This window comes from Escherichia sp. HH26CH (assembly GCF_009820205.1).
GTDB classification, from domain to species: Bacteria; Pseudomonadota; Gammaproteobacteria; order Enterobacterales; family Enterobacteriaceae; genus Escherichia; species Escherichia coli_F.
In genome coordinates this window covers 246,979-269,693 of record NZ_VNXM01000013.1, presented here as the reverse complement: position 1 = coordinate 269,693, position 22,715 = coordinate 246,979, and the positions used below count along the sequence as shown (strand labels likewise).

The following is a 22,715-nucleotide window of genomic DNA, read 5'->3' as shown; positions in this document are numbered from 1 at the left end:
TACACTTGTACGCCGAACAAGTCCGATCAGCCAATTAATAGAGAAATTTGCGCAGCCTGACACACATCGCTAAGATCGAGCCACCGCCTGTAAGACGAGTAACTTACGTGAAACACTACGCCATACAACCTGCCAACCTCGAATTTAATGCTGAGGGTACACCTGTTTCCCGAGATTTTGACGATGTCTATTTTTCCAACGATAACGGACTGGAAGAGACACGCTATGTTTTTCTTAGGGGTAACCAATTAGAGGCACGCTTTCCTGAACATCCGCATCCTCTGTTTGTGGTAGCAGAGAGCGGCTTCGGCACCGGATTAAACTTCCTGACGCTATGGCAGGCATTTGATCAGTTTCGCGAAGCTCATCCGCAAGCGCAATTACAACGCTTACATTTCATTAGTTTTGAGAAATTTCCCCTCACTCGTGCGGATTTAGGATTAGCGCATCAACACTGGCCAGAACTGGCACCGTGGGCAGAAAAACTTCAGGCGCAGTGGCCTTTGCCCTTGCCCGGTTGCCATCGTTTATTGCTCGATGAAGGCCGCGTGACGCTGGATTTATGGTTTGGCGATATTAACGAACTGACCAGCCAACTGGACGATTCGCTAAATCAAAAAGTAGATGCCTGGTTTCTGGACGGCTTTGCGCCAGCGAAGAACCCGGATATGTGGACGCAAAATCTGTTTAACGCCATGGCCCGGCTGGCGCGTCCGGGCGGTACGCTAGCGACATTTACGTCTGCCGGTTTTGTCCGCCGGGGTTTGCAGGAAGCCGGATTCACCATGCAAAAGCGCAAAGGGTTTGGGCGTAAACGGGAAATGCTTTGTGGGGTGATGGAACAGACATTACCCCTCCCCTGCTCCACGCCGTGGTTTAACCGTACGGGTAGTCGCAAACGGGAAGCGGCGATTATTGGCGGTGGTATCGCCAGCGCGTTGTTGTCGCTGGCGTTATTACGGCGCGGCTGGCAGGTAACGCTTTATTGCGCGGATGAAGCCCCCGCGCTGGGTGCTTCCGGCAATCGCCAGGGGGCGCTGTATCCGCTCTTAAGTAAACATGATGAAGCACTAAACCGGTTTTTCTCCAATGCGTTTACTTTTGCTCGTCGGCTTTACGATTTATTGCCTGTTAAATTTGATCATGACTGGTGCGGCGTCACGCAGTTAGGCTGGGATGAGAAAAATCAGCACAAAATCACACAAATGCTGTCGATGGATTTACCCGCAGAACTGGCTGTGGCCGTTGATGCTAAGGCGGTTGAACAAATTACGGGCGTTGCGACAAATTGCAGCGGTATTACTTATCCGCAAGGTGGTTGGCTGTGTCCGGCAGAGCTGACCCGTAATGTGCTGGAGCTGGCACAACAGCAGGGTTTGCAGATTTGTTATCAACATCAGTTAAAGGATTTATCCCGTAAGGATGACTGTTGGTTATTGAATTTTGCGGGTGATCAGCAAGCGACGCATAGCGTGGTGGTACTGGCGAACGGGCATCAAATCAGCGGTTTCAGCCAAACGTTGTCTCTGCCGGTGTATTCCGTTGCCGGTCAGGTCAGCCATATTCCAACAACGCCGGAACTGGCGAAGCTGAAGCAGGTGCTGTGCTATGACGGTTATCTCACGCCACAAAATCCGGCGAATCAGCACCATTGTATTGGTGCCAGTTATCATCGCGGCAGCGAAGATACGGCGTACAGTGATGAAGACCAGCTGCAGAATCGCCAGCGGTTGATTGATTGTTTCCCGCAGGCGCAGTGGGTAAAAGAGGTTGATGTCAGTGATAAAGACGCTCGCTGTGGTGTGCGTTGTGCCACCCGAGATCATCTGCCAATGGTAGGCAATGTCCCTGATTATGAGGCAACGCTCGCAGAATATGCCTCTCTGGCGGAACAGAAAGACAACGCGGTAAGCGCACCGGTTTATGACGATCTCTTTATGCTTGCGGCTTTAGGTTCGCGTGGTTTGTGCTCTGCCCCGCTGTGTGCCGAGATTCTGGCAGCGCAGATGAGCGACGAACCGATTCCGATGGATAGCAATACGCTGGCGGCGTTAAATCCAAATCGGTTATGGGTGCGGAAGTTGTTGAAAGGGAAAGCGGTTAAGGCAGGGTAATCTGCTTTGGCAGCGTTTGTCGGATGCGGCGTGAACGCCTTATCCGACCTACGTGAAATCTGTAGGCCTGATAAGACGCGGTAAGCGTCGCATCAGGCATTATGCACTCAATGTCGGATGCGGCGTGAACGCCTTATCCGACCTACGTAAAACCTGTAGGCCTGATAAGACGCGATAAGCGTCGCATCAGGCATGACGCTCCAGACGCCAACAACTTACTACTGTGACGCCTGTTGAAACAGATTTTCCCACATATCGGTCACCAGCGCCTGGTCTCGCGGCGACAACTCACCGGCACCAATGGCTTTTTCCAGACTCTGGCTAACGGTCGTATGTACCGCCTGGGCGGAGTGGTCATCACCACTTTCCAGTTCTGCGATGGCTAATGTCAGGTGGCCACGCAAATACCCACTGGCAAACAACTCATCATCACTGGCATGGTCAACCATACCGTCGATTAATGCCAGAATGCGTGATTCAAACTCCGCGATCATCTTCTTTCCTCATTGTAAAACGTGGCGCAGGCTTCAGTTGAGCGCTTCCGGCCACGGGAACTGTTCCGCCGTAAGTTCCGGCGTGTGATAATAATTTTGTAGTGCTTTAATGAAGCGTGCCGGACGCTCGGGAATACCGTTTGCCAGATAATCCATCACCTGTGCATGTACCCGCCGTTGAAATACCACGCGGTCCGGTTCGAAATCCCCTTCCAGATTGTCGCAACTGACATTAAACGGATATCCCGCCGCCACACAGAACAACCAGTCCAGCGCCTGCGGCTTCACTTCAACATCTTCAAACTGGCCTTGCGTTTGGGCATCGCGTCCGTCCGGACAATACCAGTAGCCGAAATCAACCAGCTCACGGCGCGCTTTCCCGGCAATACACCAGTGCGAAATCTCATGAATTGCGCTGGCATAAAAGCCGTGAGCAAAGACGATTCGGTTATACGGTACTTCCGCATCAGCAGGAAGATAGATCGGTTCGTCGTCGCCTTTAATCAGACGGGTATTAAATTCATCGGCAAAGCAGCTATTAAAAATTTCAATCAACTGCTCATAGTGGTGTGTACTATTCATTAGTTCATCCCCAACCAGTGGAGGATCTCCTGTCCGTGGCTATCATAAAGTAATTTGGCACTCATTACCGCCGAGACGATAACAATCATCGGGCGAATCAGCTTTTGTCCTTTGCTCAACACCAGTCTTGACCCCATGCGCGCGCCGAGGAACTGCCCCACCAGCATCACAAATCCTGTCGCCCAAATCACTTTGCCGCCGAGAATAAACAGCAGCAAACCGCCGATGTTTGACGTTGCGTTGAGTAATTTGGCGTGGGCCGTGGCTTTGGCGAGGTTAAAGCCGCACAGCGTAACGAAGGCTAACGCGTAAAACGATCCGGCAGCCGGGCCAAAGAATCCATCGTAAAAACCTACGCAGCCCCCCGCCACCAGCGCAAATGGCAGTCCATACATCCGACGCTGGCGATCTTCTTCTCCCAGTTTGGGCATCAGTAAGAAATAAAGCCCAATACAAATCACCAGAATGGGCAAAATCTGCCGCAAGACATCAGCCTGAACGTACTGCACCAGTAAAGCGCCGCTCATTGAGCCGATAAAGGTCATGGCGATATTAAGTTTCTGATCGCTTAAGCTAACCACTTTGCGGCGAATAAAATAGATAGTGGCAGAAATAGAACCACCGCAGGCTTGCAGTTTATTGGTTGCCAGCGCGTTAGCCGGAGACATCCCCGCCGCCATTAATGCCGGAATGGTGAGTAGCCCACCGCCCCCGGCAATAGAGTCGATAAATCCCGCCAGTATGGCGACAAAAAAGAGGAGTCCCAGTAATAGCGGGGAAACCATAAACAGGCTATTAAACGTTTCCATTAGATCACGTGCTCATCCAGTAGCGCCTGGCAGGAAGGCGGCAACGGAGGCGGTGTCTTCTTCTCAGGCTTTGTTGTTCCCGGTTTTGGTGGTTCAAACCAGCTTTGCAATTCTGCCCCGCAACCATCGCCCGGTGGCGGTAAAGGTTGATCTTCACACTCCAGGCTATCGGCAGGACAACGTAATCGTACATGCATATGGGCGCGATGCTGGAACCAGGGCCGCACTTTACGTAACCAGTCGCGATCGGTGCCCGCATCAAGGCAAAGTTGTTGTTTAATCGCCGGATTAACAAAAATGCGCGTGACGTCTTTATCCTGCGCGGCGAGTTTAATCAAGCTGAAAATTTCGGGCTTCCACAGCGTCGGGACAACGTGTTTACCGTCGCGGGAAACCAAATCTAATGCTTGCGGGCGCAAGAGTTGCGCGGAGGTCCAGCGTTTTTTCGGCAGTTGCAGGAAGATGTCCACATCCAGTCCGGTCTGATGACTGGCGTGACCGCCATTGAAACGCCCACCAGCAGGCATTCCCATATCGCCAATCAGCACCGTGCCCATACCCAGATTGCTCACCTGGCTACTCAGACGCTGGATAAACATCACCAGGTCCGGGTGCCCGAAATAGCGACGCTGATCGGTACGCATGACCTGATAATGTTCGGACTGTATCGGCAGCGTATCAGCACCAACGATACAGCCATTTGAAAAACTGCCTATCGATTGTGCACTACCCGGCACAGGTTGGGTTATTTTTTGCCACGGCGTCGCTGCCAGGCTGGCGCTACTGGCAAGCAGGGCCAGCAGCGCAATCGCAGTTTTGTTCATTTTTACCAGCGTGGAATATCAGTCTTCACATCAGCATTTTGCGCCCGTTGCCGTAACAGGTGATCCATTAAAACGATCGCCAGCATCGCTTCCGCGATCGGCACCGCGCGGATCCCAACACAAGGATCGTGACGGCCTTTGGTGATCATCTCAACTTCTTCGCCAAAGCGGTTAATGGTGCGTCCAGGCACAGTAATGCTGGAGGTCGGTTTCAGCGCCATATGGGCAATGATTTGCTGCCCGCTACTGATGCCGCCGAGAATGCCGCCCGCATGGTTGCTCTGGAAACCGTCTTTGGTGATTTCGTCACGGTTCTGGCTGCCACGCAGCGCTACCACGTCAAAACCATCACCAATTTCCACACCTTTCACCGCGTTAATGCTCATTAGCGCATGGGCGATATCAGCATCAAGGCGATCAAAGACCGGCTCGCCAAGTCCGGCAGGGACGCCACTGGCCACCACGGTGACTTTCGCGCCAATAGAGTCGCCCTCTTTTTTCAGCGCGCGCATCAGTTCATCTAAGGCTTCGATTTTGTCCGGATCCGGGCAGAAGAATGGATTTTGCTCGACCTGAGACCAGTCTTTGATTTCCAGCGGAATGTCGCCCATTTGGGTCAGGCAGCCGCGAATTTCTATACCAAATTTCTCAGCGAGATATTTTTTGGCAATCGCCCCTGCTGCAACGCGCATGGCGGTTTCGCGAGCGGAAGAACGACCGCCGCCGCGATAATCGCGCAGGCCATATTTTTGTTCGTAGGTGTAATCGGCATGGCCTGGACGGAAAACGTCTTTAATTGCGCTGTAATCCTGAGAACGCTGGTCAGTGTTTTCAATCAACAAACCAATGCTGGTGCCGGTAGTAACGCCTTCAAAAACACCGGAGAGAATTTTGACCTGATCCGGCTCACGACGCTGAGTGGTATAGCGCGATGTCCCAGGGCGACGACGGTCGAGATCGTGTTGCAGGTCTGCTTCCGTCAGCGGAATACCTGGCGGAACACCATCGACGATGCAGCCGAGCGCCAGCCCGTGCGATTCGCCGAAGGTGGTTACGCGAAAGAGTTGTCCAATTGTGTTTCCAGCCATCACGGCTCCGTTATTGTTGTGTTTGCGTGTTTACTTAATCTTTATAAATCGCGAAATGTTCTCGTGCAGCAATAAGCTGCTCTTTGGTGAGCATAAACACACCATCACCGCCGTTATCAAACTCCAGCCAGGTGAACGGAACATCCGGATATTGTTCCATAAGATGTACCATGCTGTTGCCGACTTCACAAATCAGCACGCCATCATCAGCAAGGTAATCTGCCGCATTACCGAGAATACGACGCGTCAGTTTCAGGCCGTCAGTACCAGATGCCAGACCCAGTTCCGGCTCGTGACGGTATTCATTTGGCAGGTCGGACATATCTTCCGCATCGACGTACGGCGGGTTAGTGACGATCAGGTCGTACTGCACTTTCGGCAAGTCCCGGAACAGATCGGAACGAATCGGGATGACGTTGTGGATCAGACCATGTTCTTCGATGTTCTGTTCAGCAACCGCCAGCGCGTCAGGAGAGATGTCTACCGCGTCGACTTCTGCTTCCGGAAAGGCATAGGCGCAGGCAATCGCAATACAGCCGCTTCCGGTGCACATATCTAAAATGTGCTGCGGTTGCTTGCTGATGAGTCCGGCAAATTTATTGTTGATAAGTTCACCAATCGGCGAGCGCGGCACCAGCACACGTTCATCGACGTAAAATTCATGGCCGCAGAACCAGGCTTTGTTGGTCAGGTAGGCCACCGGAATGCGTTCGTTGACGCGGCGGATCACGCGCTCAACAATACGGTGTTTTTCGCTGGAAGTCAGACGCGCGGTGCGCATATCTTCCGGAATATCCAGCGGCAGGTAGAGCGATGGCAGCACCAGTTGTACGGCTTCATCCCACGGGTTATCGGTGCCGTGGCCGTACCAGATATTTGCCGCGCTGAAGCGGCTCACCGACCAGCGCAACATGTCCTGAATGGTTTGCAGCTCATTTACTGCTTCGTCAACGAAAATTTTATCCACGTATTCCTCCAGGGCATGGTCGCATTAATTTCGGCGGCTAGTTTGCCATGAAGATGACGATAAATCAGCATTCACGCGCGGTGAGTGAGGAAAAATACGTTTAAAACGATCGATTAGACGACGAGTCGGGTAAACTGTAGGAAAATTAGAAATGAGAGATGTAAATGAAAAAGAAATCATCACTTAGCGAGGAGGACCAGGCGCTTTTTCGCCAGTTGATGGCGGGAACCCGCCAGATAAAGCAGGACACCATTGTCCATCGGCCGCTGCGTAAAAAAATTAGCGAAGTACCGGTCAAGCGGTTAATTCAGGAACAGGCCGATGCCAGCCATTATTTCTCCGATGAGTTTCAACCGTTATTGAATACCGAAGGTCCGGTGAAATATGTCCGTCCGGATGTCAGCCACTTTGAAGCGAAGAAACTGCGCCGCGGCGATTATTCGCCGGAGTTGTTTTTGGATTTACACGGTTTGACGCAATTGCAAGCTAAGCAGGAACTTGGGGCTTTGATTGCTGCCTGCCGTCGTGAACATGTGTTTTGCGCCTGCGTGATGCATGGTCATGGTAAGCATATTTTGAAGCAGCAAACGCCGCTGTGGCTGGCACAACATCCCCATGTGATGGCGTTTCACCAGGCACCGAAAGAGTACGGCGGTGATGCAGCTTTATTAGTGTTGATTGAAGTGGAAGAGTGGTTGCCGCCTGAGTTGCCCTGACATCATTATCAACATGCACTTTCACCGACCAGTTATCTGGTCGGTGAAAGATTAACACTACAATTCGTTCAGCACATACTGGAAACGGCACGTAGAATCAATCGGTTGCCGACTGCTGGTATTTACCTTCACCACAATGTCGTGTAACTGTTTATCGGTAACTGGATGGCGTGTCGGTGTGACAGTCACCGTTGATTCGTCACAACCGTAAGAAGTGAAGGTTAACAACTCAGAAACCACGCGGCAGTACGCGCCACGCGGATCAAAAACACTTCCATCACATAGCTTTCCATCCTCCATCAGGTAGGTCGAAAGTGTAGTGGTGATTATCGTCCCTGTGGATTTTAGTTGTAACAGTTTACTCTTGCTCACAGAGCTCTCATTCCAGGAAATATCATATGAAGCAACCGGGATCGTTGGGCATACTGTGGCATGAGCTGTTGGGCCAGTGTATGCCGTAGTCCACCGCTCTGTTGTGATTGCATAATACGAGGAGATCCACGGACACCCATAGTCATCAGACTGGACCGTGACTTTAAACGTCATAAAAGCACACCGATACCAAGCCGTATCAATACCAGGACAAAATGCGTTACTCACGGGCCCAAAATCATCCAGAATCAGAACAGGGGCAGGACCACTTCCTGTCCACGAAAGCAGCCTGGCTTCACTGCCCTTGTAGGTTGCGGAGTTATACGAACCATAAGCGACCTCATTCGGTGTTAACACTGACACGTAGAAAGTCATTCCGGCAAGATACTGTGTAGCCTGACCATAATAAACTTTGACACTATTAAAACTTGCGCTCATTAGCTTATCTTTGGCATAACTGGCGGGGGTTATGAAGCTTGATGCTATAAAGACCAGGCTTAAAAAAAACAACGTCCATTTTCTCATCTTAAATATACTCAAAGGTTGCGGTTAAGGAGGCGGTAAAATCGCCCATCGTCACTTCCCGACCGCTTTTCGCCTGTAACCAGGCCCTGAAATTAATGTCATTGCTGCCATCGCTAAGCGTGAATTTCGCCCCGGTTGGGTCGTTAATCGCCACCCGTACCCCGTCCGTCGTTTCCATCCCAATCCCGACGCCCTGCGCGGTTGATGTGGTATCCAGCGCCAGGAAACCGGGCTGCTCACTGTCTTCCGTACCGGTAAGAGTCACCTGGACCTGATAACTGGCAGGCCCCTTACAATCTTTCAACTTAAACACCACCGGCATGTGCGCAGACTCCCCCGCGACCATAAGATCCCGACGACTGATAGTCGGAAAATGGACTTCGGCCAGATTTCCGCTATCAACTACCAGCGTACAAGAGCGGCTAATTAAATTGCCGTAAAAATGCAGGTTGTTGTCCACGGCCAGGGCACGCGTGCTGCCGATCAACAACAGGCCCGCTAACAGCCCATAGCCGAGCGAATAAATACGTTCTGTCTTCATTGATAATCCACCCGCAATGTTGCATAGGCTGAAAACGTGGTATCACTCAGCACCGCATCGGCTGACTTCACTGGCACGGCTTCCAGCTTCGGCTTTTGGGTAAAATCGGTGGCGTTAATAGTAAGCGGAGTATTCAGCTTAAAAGGCTGACCATCGTGCTGAAGTTCAATACCAAAGCCGGGAACGTCTGTTTCGATAGCCGAGTCATTGTAGGCGGTCTGCGTACCCGTCCAGGTGAGTGTCATATTCCACTCGGGATCGCGCGTGTCAGAGTCACAGCTCAGGCCATATACCACTTCCTTGCGACCATAGTCTCCGTTGATACTGTCGATGATGAGATCGCGAAATTCCACTTCGAGGGTCTTTCCATCGCTGATAGCACAGGCAGGCGGTGCCACCAGCGTACCGTGGAAGGTGATGTCATCCTCAGCCGCCAGCGCAACGCCACCGCAGGTGCAAAGTAAAAGTAACAAGCGTTTTTTCATTGGTAATCCACCACCATCGTCATACTGGCGTTAAATTCCGCTGGCGTAAGCTGCACTCCGCTCTGTTTTACCGGCACCGCTGTGAGGTTGGGCAACTGGTTAGCATTAAAATCAGACCAGTTACCTTCACCCACTCTGAACAGGGAGTTATCGTCACCATTTTCAATGCGAATACCCAGGCCGGGTATTTCCGTCGCAATGACAGTTTCCCCGTTAATCACGGTAGTGGTGCCTTTAAGCTGCATCCGCAGATCATCAAGGCCCACCGCCCTGTTATCACAGTTCAGGGTATAAAGCGGCTGCGTGGTGCGGTAATTCGTGCCATTGATTTTGCTAATGTAGACTTGGCCAAATTGCACATTGCTCCCCTTTACGGAACAGGGCGGTGGCGCATCCACCAAAACGCGCAACGTCAATATCACCGGTTTACTTTGTCCTGCGACAGCAATATTCCCCATCAGCCAGCCGCTCAGGAGAAAAATGCCCGTTCCCACCAGAAACGTGTATTTCATAAGACTCTCCCGGCATCAGCCTTTGCGGCTTTGCTCTGCATCCACCAGGCAATCATTGCCAGTGCATTTAAAGTTCAGCGACATTCGCGCGCCGTAGTCGTTGACGTAAGTCAGCACCGGCACAGTGTCTATCTTCACATTCAACGGTGCGGACGATTTCGGCGGCATGACCAGCGGCGTAAACCCGGCTGCCGGATTACCATTTTTCTGTGTGCTGGCATTGCTGATAATCACGTAATACGGCGTGGGGTTATTGACGGTAAACGCCTGACCATTGCGGGTTAACGTCACCTTGTGCTGCCACGGCTCCCTCATGTCAATTTTTGCCAGTGCCTTGGGTCGCCAGAACAATTTGATACGCGTTTGCAGGGCAATTTGCAGCGTATTAGGTTTGTTCGATTTTGGCGGGATTTCACGCACGTTAAAGTAGAACATGCTCTCACGATCGGCCGGTAACTTGTTGATATCCGGCATTCCCTGGACTTTTACCTGACCATTCATCATCGCATCAATACGCTGTACCGGCGGCAGTACCGTGAGTGGCGAACTGATTTTGTTGCCCTTTTCGTCCTCCATCCAGCTTTGCGCCAGGTAGGGCTGCTTCGGGTCGTTATTGCGCAACGTGACGCTGATAGATTTGTCACCTTCATTGAAGATCAGGCGTGTGCGGTCGGGCGTCACCGATGCGTGGGTTGTAAAACTGGCGGCCGCCACCAGCAGCGCCAGCGCCGGGGTAACTCTTTTTGCAGAGCGAGTCAATGTATACATGGATCAATCCTTAATCACGTTATTGGTTTGCTGAAATAGCCATAGGTTCCGCACCAGGTGTGACCTGCTGCGTCTGTTCCTGAATCATCGGTTTAACCTCTGCCGGAGCCGCAGGCATGACAGTGCCTTGTTGCTTGCACGGCAGTAACAGGCCGTTGAACAGGTCGGCGGGCAGCGGGTCTGGCAGAGAAATCTCACAATGGGGTTCGCCATTCCATGAGACACGCATGTGTTCGCCCGCTTTTACCCCGGCCAGATAGACGTTGCCGTCATCATCAACCAGGCCGACCTGCTGGTCATGTTCGTTACTCACTTCCGCACCGAATGGCGGATAACTGCCATCACTCATACGCAGGACAGCCATCGCCTTTTGCCCACTGATGACCGCAAATTGACGGTAGCCAATGGCGCCTTCGGTAAGCGTCGCCTGCACCACTGACTGCGTGGCTTCGGCGTCTTCTGGCAGTTTGGTCAGGTCAATCGTGGCCTGGTTACGGTAGTAGTTATTGACGTCGGCAACGACGGCTTTACCAAACATATTGGTGTAAACCGCTGCGCCATTACCTTCGACCGGTACGTCAGCGACACCGTCAGCGTCAATCAGTAATCGCGTCCCGCCCATATTTTGAGTTCGGTGCAACGCACCACCGTGAGCCGTGAGCGTAGCGCCCCCCTGTAGCGATAAGCCGGCAGAGGTGTACTGTCCTTGATGGTAGTTAGCATTGAGGTCCACATGGGCCATTGAACCGTCACGGCTGTAATAACCATCCACGCTGGAGTGGTTTTCACTGTTGCCAACGTTTATCTGATAATGACTGGCGTCATCGATACGGCTGAAATACCCCACCTGGCTACTGTCTGGACCGCTACCGTAGTTACCGTTGTAACTCACAACGCTGCTATCGCCCCACGGCATACTTAAGGAGATGTAGACGCCTTTGTCAGCGCTGTTGTCATACTCGTAGCGATAACCGGTCAGAGAGATACTCATGTTACGAATGCCGCCCATATTGAAATAGTGGGAGAGCATTACGTTGTAGTTGGTCTGTTCATCACGATCCCAATAGGTGTGGCGCGTATAGTTCAGGTAAACAGAAACACCGGCATCCCTGAAGTTCTGGTTATAGGTGGCGGTGTACATCTCTTTATCATTGCCTGAGCGGACCATTGCGCTGTCATTTGCGTCCAGGTACTCGCTCATGGTCATATAGTTCTCTTCCGAGAAGCGGTATCCGGCGAAGGTGACGCGGCTGTTGAGTTCATCAAAATCTTTGGAATAACTGACTCTGAAAGAGTTACCGTCGAGCGTGCTTTTTCCGTAAGCGGTCGAATCGTCAAGTCGGGTATGCGAGTGGGTGATATCAAAGGCCATCGCACCGAAAACGGAGAGATCGCGACCAATCCCAAGCGCGGCTGACTGGTAATTTTCATCGCCAAGCGCCCCGCCATACAGTGACCAGCCGTTTGCTATCCCCCAGGACGCTTCGCCACCGGAAAAGAACCCGCCTTGCACATGGTGCCCCCACTCCTGTGGTCGCCCCATCATAATTTTGTAGCGCACCTGGCCCGGGCGAGTCAGGAACGGCATGGAGGCAGTGCTGATGTCATACTCCTGCACCTGACCGTTCACCTCTTCAATGCGCACATGCAGCGTACCAGAACTAAAATCGGCAAGATCCTGGATACGGAATGGCCCGGCTGGCACCTGGGTTTCATAGATTACGCGCCCGGCCTGGCTAACGGTGACTTTCGCCGCCGTATGGGCCACGCCGGAAATATCCGGGGCATAGCCGCGCAGGTTCGGCGGCAGCATTTGATCGTCAGTACTGATACTACCGCCGATGTAGTTAAAGCCATCGAAAATATCGGAATCGAGGTAATCTTCACCGAGTGCCAGTTTGGCTTTCAGGCTCGGTAACGCGCGCCAGGCATAGTAACGGCTCCAGTCCCAGTTTCTTTCGGTGCTGTCTTCTGTCTCTTCATCATTACTGCGGGTATGCTGATAATCGCTCTGCCAGTCGGCTCGCAGGCGCCACGGCCCGAGGTTAACGCCAACCGTACCGTTGCCGCTGATATCGTTGCTGTCATCACCGCCATTTTCTTCATGTCGGGTTTGGGCATTGATGCTGTAATCGGCAATTAAACCTGAGATGCCATCATCCCAGCGCGAGGGAGGGTCCCAGTCGACATCGCTGTATTCAAGATAAGCCTGCGGTAAGGTGATAAGAAGTGCGGACTGGCTTAAATCAGCGCGCATTTCCAGACCGTCAAATTGGCCTGGCTTAAGGCATTTACCGTCGTGAACCCATTGCAAATTTTTCGCAATGTCTTCTTTGAAACCAAGCAGTGCCACCAGGTCTGGCGACAGGCAGGCGTAAGTCTTATTGGCATCATTTTCTGCAGCATACCAGTAAATATCATATTCACCGGGTAATGGCTGTTTATTCACCTCAACCTGTAAACTGTATTTACCCGGTTCAACATAACCCTGGCTTGAAAATCGTTTTAAATCGATTTTCGTGTCGCCTTTTAATTCCAGAAAACGGGAATCAAACTGAATATCTTCATCAGCCCAGGCATTGATATGGCATCCAGAGATGGCCACGGCAACGCACCAGGGAAGCGCCCGTAAGCGGAAAAGGGAATGGTCAGGCATACACGTATTCATCCGTGATTATTATAATAAGTTCAAAAACTCGCTAAAATCCCCCATAGCGCGATGCTATGGGGGTGAATTACCTTAGAGATAGGTAATCTGGAAGGTGGTATTCGCTTCAAAACCACCCAGGTCAGGCGTACCAGCCGCACCGACTAACCAGGCTTTGAAGTTCAGAGTCTGTTTAGGTTTGCCTTTATTGGTTGCTGAGTCATTTACGATCGCCTGTTTAATGCCAGCACCGCTTTTATAGGAAGTACCTTGCTTATCACCAATCGCCAGGCTTACGTTGTTAAACGCAGCACCTGTATCGGTATTAAAAATGGTGTAGTAATTCTCGTTTCCCGTAGAAACGTTACCCGTGAACGTCGTTTCCATGGTCGTTTGGGTATCAAATACGCAGTCCTGTAAACGAATCTGAAAATCTTTCGGCGTGGTAGTCCCGTTGTTTTTGAGTGCTTCTGCACCAATGTTGCCTAAATCCACTTCCAGTTTGTGATCGTCTGGAACGATAGAGCACGGGGAGTCTTCAATGGTGCCATAGAAACGTGCAGTACCGTTGTTGCCTGCAGCAAATGCTGACATGGAGACAACTGCGCCCATCACCATTGCGGCAGCAATGGCTGTTTTGGCAAACTTACTCATTATTTGTCCTTAAATCATTAAAATGTATAATACAAGCAACTGACATAATATTATTGTATATATTATGTCTGACGCTTTTAGTTAACCATTGAACATCATATGTCCAAAATAATCATAGAATGTAAATAGATATTCTCTGGTGTGTCGTTATGTTGGTCTTATCCTTAAAAATAATCAATGTAGCAATACTTAAAGACTTTATGTAGATTTAATTAATCAATACACAACCAGAATATCTCACTCGCTTTTCAATAAAAAAACATGCGCATTATCAAAAAAAAGAAAAGACATCATAATCAATGTGAATGCATTGAATATAAAAACCACTGAGATAATTTATAATGATTTTGCAATTATTTATTGATAAGATTAAATCTCAATTAAATTAATTAATATATATTCAAGATACAAAACCATTATTCCACTGTGTTATTACCAGTTTCAATAACAAGAAAGATAATAAAATTCGTGATATGTAAAATATGATCACAATTAGGACAGAAAAAATTTGCCCGGTATACGCGTACGCAACCGGGCATATGAGCTTTTAAATTGCTTTTGCCATCTTCAGATTACACGGGCTCATCTGCCAGTTGAATTGACCGTTTCCACTTTCATCAAGTGTAACGCTGGCAATCGCTGAAGTGGTAAACATAGGCGGCGTTTCGCCCGGACATAACTCGGCAACCAGATACCCGACTAATGGTAAGTGGGAGATAACCAGTACCGACTCGACACCTTCGTTGGTCAGTGCCTGGAGATACGCACTGACCAGACCAACATCGCCACAGGGCGTTAGCTCAGGCAGAACTTCCACACTGGAAGGCAGGTCCATACAATCCGCCACTTCTTCCAGTGTTTGCTCGGCTCGCAGGAACGGGCTCACCAGAACACGTTCGATTTCCACTTTTTGACCTTTCAGCCAGTTCGCCATCAGGCGAGATTCGTCACAACCATTAGTGGTCAGAGGACGAACCGAATCACTGGCGGCATCGAGGGCTGCGTCGCCGTGACGCATGATAAAAACTTGCATATTGCACCGCTTTTGTTAACCAGATTCGCCCGTCGTGTTTCATCTGAAACCAGAGAAACACGACGGTGGCCGGCATTGTGCCTTATCCATTCACCGAATGAAACGCTGTTTTTTACCTCAATGGCGTAAGTATAGTCAATATGCGTTTACATTTTGACCAACGCTCCGCCATTCAGCGCGGATTCATATAACTTTGACCTTCTTATTGCAGGTCAGTTGCAGTTGTTTTCCAAAAACTTTCCCCACGCTCGCTCATCTCAACTAAACGATCGCAAGGGGTAAAACGAGAACCGTACCGCGCGGTCAGACGTTGCATTATTGCAACCACTTCTGCCGCACCGAGAGCGTCGATATAGCGAAATGGGCCACCGAGAAACGGCGGAAACCCAATTCCAAATACCGCGCCGATATCCCCGTCACGCACGCTACGGATAACCTGCTCGTCCAGACAACGTACAGCTTCATTCAGCATCATCATCACACACCGTTCAGCAACCTGCGGTGCGGAGAGTCGCCCCTGCCCTTGCGCGCCAATCAGCGGATAAATAGCAGGATCGACCTGTTTTTTGCTTTTACGCCCTTTCGGCCCATAAAGATAGAAACCCCGACCATTTTTTCTGCCTTTGCGATCGTCATTCAAAATTGAAGAAACAACATTTGCAGGCGCGCTAAAACGTTCTCCATAAGCGGCTTCCAGTACAGGAATAATTTTAGTCCCGGTATCGATTCCTACCTCATCCAAAAGTTGGATTGGTCCCACCGGAAAACCAAACTTGACCAGTGCGGCATCGATATGCTCAACACGTTCACCTTCAGTCAACATGCGGATAGCTTCATTGATGTAAGGCGCTAAAATGCGATTGACATAAAACCCGGCTTTGTCACGCACAACAATTGGCGTTTTTCCCTGTTTTTTCGCCAGTTTTACCGTTGTAGCGATGGTTTGCGCCGAGGTCCCCGTATGAGGAATGATCTCCACCAGCGGCATTTTTTCTACCGGGCTGAAGAAATGAAGACCGATAACCTGCTCCGGCCGCGAGGCGTGAGCGGCAATATCACTAATTGGTAAAGATGACGTATTCGAAGCGAAGATGGTATGAGTGGCGCAATTTTCCTCTACTTCCGCCACCATCTTTTGTTTTAATTCGAGATTTTCAAACACCGCTTCAATAATTAAGTCACGATGGGCAAAGCCGCGATAATCCGTTGTTCCCGAAATTAATGCCAGCTGTTTGTCACGTTCGCTGGCTTTGAGATGTCGGCGGCGCACTTTGCCCTCCAACTGATCCCAACTGTACTTCAATGCATGATTTATGCCCTGCGGGTTGATATCTTTAATTCTGACCGGCAAGCCCGCTTTACAAGCAGTAACATAAGCAATACCGCCCCCCATCAAGCCACCACCGAGAATCCCCACGCTGTTTAATGGCGCAGGCGGCGCATCACTGCCGGGATCTTTCTTCACTTCCGTACTGGCAAAAAAGATACTACGCAGAGCCTGCGATTGTGGTGTCATCGCCAGTTCACCAAAGGCACGGGCTTCCGCGTCATAGCCGCTGCTGGTGCCTTGCGCTAATCCGGTTTCGATGACTTCAAGAATGCGTTTTGTCGCCGGATAGTTCCCCTGAGTTTTCTGCTCTGTTTTCTTGCCGACCATTTTGAACAACAGTGCACGACCTAGCGGCCCCGCCAGAATGCGCTCGCGTACAGGTAGCGGGCGGGAAGATAGTCGATCATGCTTTGCCAACTCAACGGCGGATTCCAGTAAAATGGATTGCGGAACGACGTCATCCACCAGCCCCAGCTTTAATGCCTGTTTCGCCCGAAGTTGTTTTCCAGTGAGGATCATCTCTAATGCTGTGCTGACACCTATCAGGCGCGGTAAACGCTGGGTGCCGCCTGAACCTGGCAATAATCCAAGCTGAACTTCCGGCAAGCCAAGCACCGTTTTAGGATCGTCACTGCAGACGCGGCCATGACACGCCAGTGCCAGTTCCAGCCCGCCCCCCAGGCAAGCGCCATGAATAGCCGCGATAACCGGAACAGGCAGAGCATGAATCTCCGCCATTAACTGTTGCCCCTGCCGCGCCAGCTCTTCCGCTTCTTGCACCGTTTTGCAGTTGCCGATCATGTTGATGTCTGCTCCGGCGATAAAGTTGTCCGGTTTCGCTGAGATAAATACAACTCCACGTAATTCTTTGTTTTCGCGAAGTTGCTTAATAATGGCGCGCACCTGCGAGGCAAACTCCGCCTTCAGGGTATTCATTTTCTCACCGGGAACGTCGATGGTGATGACTGCAATGTTGTCCAGACGAACATTAAGAGTAAAAGCTGATGCCATTTCCATTATTCCGCCTCCAGAACCATTGCTGCGCCAAGCCCACCCGCAGCACAGGCGGTCACTAAACCAAATCCACCACCGCGACGGCGAAGCTCATGCAATGTCTGGGTAATCATCCGCGCTCCAGTCGCTGCGAAGGGATGCCCGTACGCAATGGAACCACCAAGCACGTTAAATTTACTATCGTCCACTTCACCAGTAGCATGGGAACGCCCCAGTACGTCGCGCGCAAAACGTTCGCTGCCAAGCAACTGAATATTAGCCAGCGTCTGGGCGGCAAAGGCTTCGTGCATGTCAATCAATGTCAGATCGGCCATCGTCAATCCAGCGCGTTCCAGCGCCAGCGGCGTTGACCAGGCCGGGCCGAGCAACATGTCCTGCCAGACATCAATAGCGGTAAATGCGTAGCTACGCAGATATCCCAGCGGCACCAGGCCCAATTCTTTCGCCCGCGATTCAGTCATCAGGATCACCGCCGCTGCGCCATCGGTCAGCGGTGTACTGTTTGCTGCCGTTACCGTCCCGTGTTTGCGATCAAACGCCGGACGCAGCTTTGCGTAATCAGCAAGCGTGGAATTGCCGCGAATATTGTTGTCTTCCGCGAGCGGTTGTTTATAAGGAGGAACGTAGGCGGTCATTACCTCTTCTTTGAGTTTACCTTCTGACCATGCCTGAGCAGCACGCTGATGTGAACGGTGCGCCAGCGCATCTTGCTGTTCGCGAGTAATACCGTAGGTTTTCGCCATTTGTTCGGCGGTGTCGCCCATCCGCAAGCCTGTGGAATACTCCGCCACCGCAGGCGGTACGGGCATTAAGTCACGCAAACGCAGGCGAGAAAAAAGTTTCAGTCGTTGGCTCATCGTGCGGGCTTTGTTGACATCCACCAACACGCGCGCCAGTTTTTTACTAACACCAATGGGCAATACGGAAGAGGAATCTGCCCCGCCGGCAATCCCCGCACGAATAGTTCCCGCCATCAGGCTTTCGGCGACGTTTGCAACCGCCTGAAAACTGGTAGCACAAGCGCGGCTGACGCTGTAAGCATCGGTATGGACATTCATTCCGGTGCCAAGAACAATTTCACGCGCAATGTTGGGGGCTTCAGGCATTTGTACGACCTGACCAAAAACAAGTTGTTCAATCACTTCGGCGGGGATCTCGCTGCGTGCCAGCAATTCGCCTACGACCATCTTCCCCAAATCAACAGCGGGAATGCCATGAAAAGCCGTCGCCTGACGGGCAAAAGGCGTACGTAAGCCGCTAACAATGGCGATACGATCGCCCTGGCGGGTAATCAGCGGTAAAACCTGACCCATAACACTCCCCTGTAAAAAAATAAATAAAGTGGTCTGACCTGATCATAGTCTTAACCATTTTTTTACATTTAGCCAAGTGGAGAAAAGGGAAAGTGGGAGCTATGACACAGAGAGAAAAGAGGAAGAGAAAATAAAAACGCCCCCGCCAGGAACTGACAGGGGCGTATATACCCGAGAGGAATTAACGCAGACCCAGCTGGAAGATCAACATTTCAGCTTCGCAGGCAAAAGTGAAATCGATATCCAGGTGCACACCGTCAGACTCTTCAGTGAAAGTCGGGGTGATTTTGCAAGGTTCGGATTCAACGCTACGGGCTTTTTCAGTCAGCGCCGCCAGCGTTTGTTCTGCTTCTGCGCGGTTTGCAAACACGCGGCTGTAAGACGCGGTGCAGTCGGAGTTGTCCATAATGGTGCCAACATCCATACAGCAGCAAACCGGGGTTTCATCAGCACTACATTTACTCATCGTTGATTTCCTCTGTATGTGCACCTAAGGTGCCAGATAAACGTTGGGGATATTTTACGCTTCCGGAAAGTACTGCTCCAGTTGTTAATTCTGCAAAATCGGATAAGTGACCGAAATCACACTTAAAAATGATCTAAAACAAAATTCACCCGAATCCATGAGTGCGCCACCTCCAAATTTTGCCAGCTGGATCGCGTTTCTTAGATCATATTTGAAAAAATATAGAAACATACTTGCAACATTCCATCTGGTCCGACCTATACTCTCGCCACTGGTCTGATTTCTAAGATGTACCTCAGACCCTACACTTCGCGCTCCTGTTACAGTACGTAACATAGTTTGTATAAAAATAAATCATTGAGGTTATGGTCATGAGCCAGAAAACCCTGTTTACAAAGTCTGCTATCGCAGTCGCAGTGGCACTTATCTCCACCCAGGCCTGGTCGGCAGGCTTTCAGTTAAACGAATTTTCTTCCTCTGGCCTAGGCCGGGCTTATTCAGGGGAAGGCGCTATTGCCGATGATGCAGGTAACGTCAGCCGTAACCCCGCGTTGATTACCATGTTTGACCGCCCGACATTTTCTGCGGGTGCGGTTTATATAGATCCGGACGTAAATATCAGCGGAACGTCTCCGTCTGGTCGTAGCCTGAAAGCCGATAATATCGCGCCTACGGCATGGGTTCCGAACATGCACTTTGTTGCACCGATTAACGACCAATTTGGTTGGGGGGCTTCTATTACCTCTAACTATGGCCTGGCAACAGAGTTTAACGATACTTATGCAGGCGGTTCTGTCGGTGGTACCACCGACCTTGAAACCATGAACCTGAACTTAAGCGGTGCATATCGCTTAAATAATGCATGGAGCTTTGGTCTCGGTTTCAACGCCGTCTACGCTCGTGCGAAAATTGAACGTTTTGCAGGCGATCTGGGGCAACTGGTGGCTGGTCAGATTAAGCAATCTCCTGCTTGGCAGACTCCTCAGGGGCAAGCATTAGCAGCTACCGCCAACGGCATCGACAGTAATACCAAAATCGCTCACCTGAACGGTAACCAGTGGGGCTTTGGCTGGAACGCCGGGATCCTGTACGAACTGGATAAAAACAACCGCTACGCATTGACCTACCGCTCTGAAGTGAAAATTGACTTCAAGGGTAACTACAGCAGCGATCTTAACCCGGCTTTTAATAACTACGGTTTGCCAATTCCTACCGCGACAGGTGGCGCAACGCAGTCGGGTTATCTGACGCTGAACCTGCCTGAAATGTGGGAAGTGTCGGGTTATAACCGTGTTGATCCGCAGTGGGCAATTCACTATAGCCTGGCTTACACCAGCTGGAGTCAGTTCCAGCAACTGAAAGCGACCTCAACGAGTGGCGACACGCTGTTCCAGAAACATGAAGGCTTTAAAGATGCTTACCGCATCGCGTTGGGTACCACTTATTACTACGATGATAACTGGACCTTCCGTACCGGTATCGCCTTCGATGACAGCCCAGTTCCGGCACAGAATCGTTCTATCTCCATTCCGGACCAGGACCGTTTCTGGCTGAGTGCAGGTACGACTTACGCATTTAATAAAGATGCTTCAGTCGACGTTGGTGTTTCTTATATGCACGGCCAGAGCGTGAAAATTAACGAAGGGCCATATCAGTTCGAGTCTGAAGGTAAAGCCTGGCTGTTCGGGACGAACTTTAACTACGCGTTCTGATAACGCGTTAGCTTAGTTAAAGTCACCTGCTATGCAGGTGACTTTAACTCCCTCTCTTCACCGAAAGTAGTTTCCTCATTGCTTGCCTCCTGAGTTTTGCAAACAGCCTGATGGCAGCTTGCCCTTGCAAATCTGTAAGCGTTATCCACAGACAGGCCTGAAGGGAAAGGCATATTATCAGGCGTTCTGCTCGTCCTTCTCAATGAGTTTACTTTTCTGAATTTCCAGGATACTCAAACCACCCTGGCTATTATGCGCTCATACACTCAAATTAAAGATAGGTTCTAAATAAATGAGCGTTTTTTGATAGTCTATTTTATCAGGTAATATATATTTGCAACAAATCAATCAACGTGGAATAAAATCATGCTACCATCTGTTTCAATCAACAATACCTGCCCTACTTACACAGAATCCACCAATGAAAATAACAATAATGAAGTTAATGGATTAGTACAAGAGTTCAAAAACCTTTTTAATGGCAAGGAAGGAATAAGTACCTGTATTAAACATCTACTTGAGCTTATAAAAAATGCCATACGAGGAACCGGTGAACCTGATAGAATAATTATCAATAATTCCTCAGTTACTTATATTGATATTGGCTCCAATGATACAGACTATATTACTATTGGTATCGACAACCAAGAACCAATAAAATTATCTGCGAACTATAAAGACAAAGAACTCGTCCGTACTATCATTAATGACAACATAGTTGAGAAGACTCATGATGATATAAATAATGCTGAATATACTGATGATGGTATTATTGTTAAAGGTATTGATGATGGTTTTGACATTGACACCAATGACACAGAGGATGTTACTATTAGTATTAATAATCAAGAACCAACAAAATCACCTGCAAACGATGAAAACAAAAAAGTCGGTCAAACCATCATCAGTAAAAATGTAGTAGAGAATACTCATGATATCCATAACAAGGAAATGATCTTCAGCGCAATAAAAGAAATATATGATGGAAATCCTGGTTTTATCTTCGATAAAATATCGCACAAACTCAGACATACGGTAACGAAATTTGATGAGAGCGGGAAAAGCGAACCAACGGACTTATTTACCTGGTACGGTAAAGATAAAAAAGGCGACTCTCTCGCTATTGTAATTAAAAATAAAAACGGAAATGATTACTTATCTCTCGGTTACTACGATCAGGACGACTACCACATTCAAAGAGGAATTCGTATTGATGGTGATAGTCTCACCCAATATTGTAGTAAAAACGCCAGGAATGCTTCAGCGTGGTTTGAAAGCAGTAAAGCTATCATGGCAGAATCATTCGCAACAGGTTCCGATCATCAGGTTGTAAACGAGCTCAACGGGGAAAGACTGAGAGAACCTAACGAAGTTTTTAAACGTTTAGGTCGAGCAATAAGATACAATTTTCAAGTGGACGATGCAAAATTTAGACGCGATAATGTAAAAGAAATAATTTCTACTTTATTCGCTAACGAAGTTGACGTTGACAATTCTCAAAATGAATATAAACAGTTTAAGGAAATCGAAGATAAAGTTGAAAAAAGACTTCAAAATCGCCAGATGAAATATCAAAGTGAAATTAAACAACTATCTGCGTTGGGTGTTAATTTTGATGATAATTAAAATTATTTGTCCAGTTTTTTGATTTTTCAACGTCTGAATATCGGAAACAGTCAGTGACGAACATCAGTATTTTTACATAATTTCGTCCGGGTCATTGTTGGTTTGTCTCCTTTTACTTGTGGT

The 22,715-nt window shown here is 49.7% G+C and carries 21 protein-coding genes; 4 read left to right on the top strand and 17 right to left on the bottom strand.

The genetic code is table 11. The features are described from left to right. Nucleotides 1-107: 107 nt before the first annotated feature. The gene (mnmC, locus tag FQ015_RS06075; protein ID WP_160523839.1) at nt 108-2,114 is read left to right on the top strand and encodes a bifunctional tRNA (5-methylaminomethyl-2-thiouridine)(34)-methyltransferase MnmD/FAD-dependent 5-carboxymethylaminomethyl-2-thiouridine(34) oxidoreductase MnmC; all 2,007 of its coding nucleotides are present in this window, start codon (nt 108-110) and stop codon (nt 2,112-2,114) included. Between the two features lie 218 nt (nt 2,115-2,332). Here mnmC and FQ015_RS06070 read toward each other — a convergent pair whose 3' ends face one another. Genes FQ015_RS06070 through prmB form a run of 6 tightly spaced genes read right to left on the bottom strand, consistent with a single transcriptional unit; the run spans nt 2,333 to nt 6,878 of the window. Next, complete coding sequence (locus FQ015_RS06070) at nt 2,333-2,608, bottom strand: YfcL family protein (protein ID WP_032184715.1); 276 nt, start codon at nt 2,606-2,608, stop codon at nt 2,333-2,335. 33 nt (nt 2,609-2,641) lie between these two features. Then, nucleotides 2,642-3,190 carry an elongation factor P hydroxylase gene (gene epmC, locus FQ015_RS06065; RefSeq protein ID WP_039020353.1) on the bottom strand — a complete coding sequence of 183 codons (549 nt, stop codon included), beginning with the start codon at nt 3,188-3,190 and terminating at the stop codon, nt 2,642-2,644. After that, nucleotides 3,190-3,999 carry a sulfite exporter TauE/SafE family protein gene (locus tag FQ015_RS06060; protein ID WP_000447348.1) on the bottom strand — a complete coding sequence of 270 codons (810 nt, stop codon included), beginning with the start codon at nt 3,997-3,999 and terminating at the stop codon, nt 3,190-3,192. The genes epmC and FQ015_RS06060 overlap by 1 nt, the downstream gene beginning before the upstream one ends. Continuing rightward, on the bottom strand, nt 3,999-4,823 hold the full coding sequence (mepA, locus tag FQ015_RS06055) for a penicillin-insensitive murein endopeptidase (RefSeq protein ID WP_001043810.1): 825 nt from the start codon (nt 4,821-4,823) through the stop codon (nt 3,999-4,001). Before mepA ends, FQ015_RS06060 begins: the two co-directional genes overlap by 1 nt. 2 nt (nt 4,824-4,825) lie before the next feature. Beyond that, complete coding sequence (aroC, locus tag FQ015_RS06050) at nt 4,826-5,911, bottom strand: chorismate synthase (RefSeq protein WP_001353064.1); 1,086 nt, start codon at nt 5,909-5,911, stop codon at nt 4,826-4,828. Between the two features lie 34 nt (nt 5,912-5,945). After that, entirely contained in the window at nt 5,946-6,878 is a 933-nt protein-coding gene (gene prmB, locus FQ015_RS06045; RefSeq protein ID WP_001298774.1) for a 50S ribosomal protein L3 N(5)-glutamine methyltransferase, read from the bottom strand. 164 nt (nt 6,879-7,042) lie between these two features. Here prmB and smrB point away from each other — a divergent pair, with 164 nt between their 5' ends. Further along, entirely contained in the window at nt 7,043-7,594 is a 552-nt protein-coding gene (gene smrB, locus FQ015_RS06040) for an endonuclease SmrB (RefSeq protein WP_000730533.1), read from the top strand. Between the two features lie 57 nt (nt 7,595-7,651). On the opposite strand, the gene FQ015_RS06035 is transcribed toward smrB, so the two are convergent. From FQ015_RS06035 to FQ015_RS05985, 11 genes are all read right to left on the bottom strand, one after another. Further along, nucleotides 7,652-8,491 carry a StfH/YfcO family fimbrial adhesin gene (locus tag FQ015_RS06035; RefSeq protein WP_039020352.1) on the bottom strand — a complete coding sequence of 280 codons (840 nt, stop codon included), beginning with the start codon at nt 8,489-8,491 and terminating at the stop codon, nt 7,652-7,654. Nucleotide 8,492: 1 nt separating this feature from the next. Next, entirely contained in the window at nt 8,493-9,032 is a 540-nt protein-coding gene (locus tag FQ015_RS06030) for a fimbrial protein (protein ID WP_160523838.1), read from the bottom strand. Then, nucleotides 9,029-9,517, bottom strand: a complete 489-nt coding sequence (locus FQ015_RS06025; RefSeq protein WP_160523837.1) for a fimbrial protein — start codon at nt 9,515-9,517, stop codon at nt 9,029-9,031. Before FQ015_RS06025 ends, FQ015_RS06030 begins: the two co-directional genes overlap by 4 nt. Further along, nucleotides 9,514-10,029, bottom strand: coding sequence for a fimbrial protein (locus FQ015_RS06020; protein ID WP_160523836.1), 516 nt, complete (start codon nt 10,027-10,029; stop codon nt 9,514-9,516). The genes FQ015_RS06025 and FQ015_RS06020 overlap by 4 nt, the downstream gene beginning before the upstream one ends. A 15-nt stretch (nt 10,030-10,044) precedes the next feature. Further along, a complete protein-coding gene (locus FQ015_RS06015; protein WP_160523835.1) occupies nt 10,045-10,797 on the bottom strand; it encodes a fimbria/pilus periplasmic chaperone in 753 nt (250 codons plus the stop codon). Nucleotides 10,798-10,816: 19 nt separating this feature from the next. Then, nucleotides 10,817-13,453: a fimbrial biogenesis outer membrane usher protein gene (locus tag FQ015_RS06010; RefSeq protein WP_160523834.1), complete on the bottom strand. Its 2,637-nt coding sequence runs from the start codon at nt 13,451-13,453 to the stop codon at nt 10,817-10,819. Nucleotides 13,454-13,537: 84 nt separating this feature from the next. Then, nucleotides 13,538-14,098, bottom strand: coding sequence for a fimbrial protein (locus FQ015_RS06005; RefSeq protein ID WP_160523833.1), 561 nt, complete (start codon nt 14,096-14,098; stop codon nt 13,538-13,540). 547 nt (nt 14,099-14,645) lie between these two features. After that, entirely contained in the window at nt 14,646-15,131 is a 486-nt protein-coding gene (sixA, locus tag FQ015_RS06000; RefSeq protein ID WP_001195813.1) for a phosphohistidine phosphatase SixA, read from the bottom strand. Between the two features lie 202 nt (nt 15,132-15,333). Continuing rightward, complete coding sequence (fadJ, locus tag FQ015_RS05995; protein ID WP_160523832.1) at nt 15,334-17,478, bottom strand: fatty acid oxidation complex subunit alpha FadJ; 2,145 nt, start codon at nt 17,476-17,478, stop codon at nt 15,334-15,336. Further along, on the bottom strand, nt 17,478-18,788 hold the full coding sequence (fadI, locus tag FQ015_RS05990; protein ID WP_032303470.1) for an acetyl-CoA C-acyltransferase FadI: 1,311 nt from the start codon (nt 18,786-18,788) through the stop codon (nt 17,478-17,480). Before fadI ends, fadJ begins: the two co-directional genes overlap by 1 nt. Nucleotides 18,789-18,969: 181 nt before the next feature. Further along, nucleotides 18,970-19,254 carry a YfcZ/YiiS family protein gene (locus FQ015_RS05985; RefSeq protein WP_135492858.1) on the bottom strand — a complete coding sequence of 95 codons (285 nt, stop codon included), beginning with the start codon at nt 19,252-19,254 and terminating at the stop codon, nt 18,970-18,972. Between the two features lie 371 nt (nt 19,255-19,625). On the opposite strand from FQ015_RS05985, the gene fadL reads away from it, so the two are divergent. Both fadL and FQ015_RS05975 read left to right on the top strand, forming a co-directional pair. Further along, nucleotides 19,626-20,966, top strand: coding sequence for a long-chain fatty acid transporter FadL (fadL, locus tag FQ015_RS05980; RefSeq protein ID WP_004017164.1), 1,341 nt, complete (start codon nt 19,626-19,628; stop codon nt 20,964-20,966). A gap of 366 nt (nt 20,967-21,332) precedes the next feature. Further along, the gene (locus FQ015_RS05975) at nt 21,333-22,592 is read left to right on the top strand and encodes a hypothetical protein (protein ID WP_160523831.1); all 1,260 of its coding nucleotides are present in this window, start codon (nt 21,333-21,335) and stop codon (nt 22,590-22,592) included. Nucleotides 22,593-22,715: the final 123 nt, after the last annotated feature.